Source organism: Pseudomonas sp., from assembly GCF_049645325.1.
Classification (GTDB): Bacteria; Pseudomonadota; Gammaproteobacteria; order Pseudomonadales; family Pseudomonadaceae; genus Aquipseudomonas.
On record NZ_JBARTQ010000679.1, the window covers coordinates 1 to 2,076 of the forward strand.

General features: G+C 63.2%; 2 protein-coding genes. Both read right to left on the reverse strand.

Annotated elements, in window-relative coordinates; genetic code table 11:
• Positions 1-45: 45 nt before the first annotated feature.
• Positions 46-270 carry an MbtH family protein gene (locus WBB95_RS29000; protein ID WP_424490705.1) on the reverse strand — a complete coding sequence of 75 codons (225 nt, stop codon included), beginning with the start codon at positions 268-270 and terminating at the stop codon, positions 46-48.
• Between the two features lie 82 nt (positions 271-352).
• Positions 353-1,759, reverse strand: coding sequence for an aspartate aminotransferase family protein (locus tag WBB95_RS29005; protein ID WP_424490706.1), 1,407 nt, complete (start codon positions 1,757-1,759; stop codon positions 353-355).
• Positions 1,760-2,076: the final 317 nt, after the last annotated feature.

Here is a 2,076-nt window from a genome sequence, read left to right on the forward strand (position 1 = left end):
GGCAAGCCCGCTCCCACATTGGATTGAACATTGGATTGAGGTGGATCAGTTGGCCAGCGCGGCGCTGTCCATTTTCTGGCGCAGGCTCAGCGGGCGCATATCGGTCCAGACTTCCTCGATGTAAGCCAGGCATTCTTTCTTCATGCCGCTCTTGCCCACGGTGCGCCAGCCTTCTGGCACGACCTTGTAGTCAGGCCAGATGGAATACTGTTCTTCGTGGTTGACCACTACCTGAAACAGGATGTCGTCGCGGTCAAATACTGAGGTCATTGCTGTTCTCCATCGCTCAAAGGCTGGCTGCGCACCACGCGCAGCGCTGATATCTGTAGAAACGTATCAAGCTGCAAAAAAATTAGAGGCTGGCGACTGCCGCCGCCAATGCGCGCCCGAAGATCTCGGCCACCTGGTCCACTTCGGCGGCGGTGATCACCAGCGGCGGCAGGAAGCGCACCACGCTGCCATGCCGGCCACCCAGTTCCAGGATCAGGCCACGCTTGAGGCATTCGCGCTGCACCAGCGGCGCCAATTGGCGATGCACCGGGGGATGGCCCTGGGTATCGAGGGCGCCGTCCGGGTCGACCAGTTCAACCCCCAGCATCAGCCCGCGTCCGCGAATATCGCCCAAATGCGGGAAGTCACGCTGCAGGATGCGCAGTTGCTCGCCAAGGCGTTCGCCCATCGCCGCCGCGTGGCCTGCCAGGTCGTGTTCCTGGAGGTAGCGCATCACGGCAGAGCCCGCAGCCATGGCCATCTGATTACCGCGGAACGTCCCGGCATGGGCGCCGGGCAGCCAGGTGTCGAGCCACTCGCGATACACCACCACCGCCAACGGCAGGCTGCCGCCGATGGCCTTGGACAGCACCACCACATCGGGGATGATGCCCGCGTGCTCGAAGGCAAACATCTTGCCGGTGCGACCGAAGCCGCTCTGGATTTCATCGACGATCAATGCCACCCCTGCCTGCTGCGTGATACGCCGCAGGCCGCGCAGCCAGTCAAGGTCGGCGGGAATCACGCCGCCCTCGCCCTGCACCACTTCGACAATCACCGCCGCCGGCAGCAAGACGCCGGCCTCCGGGTCGTTGAGCAGGTTTTCCAGGTAATGCAGGTTGACCCGCACGCCTTCCGCGCCGCCCAGGCCAAACGGGCAACGGTAGTCGTAGGGGAATGGCAGGAATTGCACGCCGTTGCCGAGCAGCGCGCCCAGCGGCTTTTTCGGCCCCAGGCTGCCCATCAGGCTCAACGCGCCCTGGCTCATGCCGTGGTAACCGCCCTGGAACGAGAGCACTGTGCTGCGACCGGTGGCGGTGCGCACCAGCTTGAGCGCGGCCTCTACGGCATCGGTGCCGGTGGGGCCGCAGAACTGGATTTTCGCTTCGTGCGCGAGTTCTTTTGGCAGCAGGCCGAACAGGTCTTGCACGAACTGGTCTTTGACCGGGGTGGTCAGGTCCAGGGTATGCAGCGGGAGTTCGTCGCTGAGCACCTGTTGAATCGCTTCGATCACCACCGGGTGGTTATGGCCCAACGCCAGGGTGCCGGCGCCGGCCAGGCAGTCGATGAAACGGCGGCCCTCCACGTCTTCCACGTAGATGCCCTTGGCGCGCTTGAGTGCCAGCGGGATGCGACGCGGGTAGCTGCGGGCGTTGGATTCCTGTTGGCGTTGACGGGCCAGCAGTGGGGTTTCCTCGAACTGGTAGAGGGTTTCCACGGGTTCAGGGTTGGCCTGGGGGGCTTCGATACGGGTGGTAGCGACTGACATCTTTCGATCCCTCAATACGCTGGTGGGGGTGACCAAACGGGCGATCCGTGGTGCGCACGGATTTCATGTTCTGGAGACGCTTCAGCGGTGGGGGGATTTAGGGGGGTTGTGGTTTTTTGAGGGGGCATATCCGTTATTTGGGTGAGGGCCTTTATGGGTTCCGCTCTTACAGCGGGTCACTTTTGATGGAGCGCAAAAGTAACCAAAACGCTCTTGCCCCTCCACTCGGCACCTCGCCTCCGGCTCGGTGTGCCCTCACGCAGGCTTGAATCCGTGGGCCGCCGTGACGGGCCATCCATGGCCCAACACGGCTAACC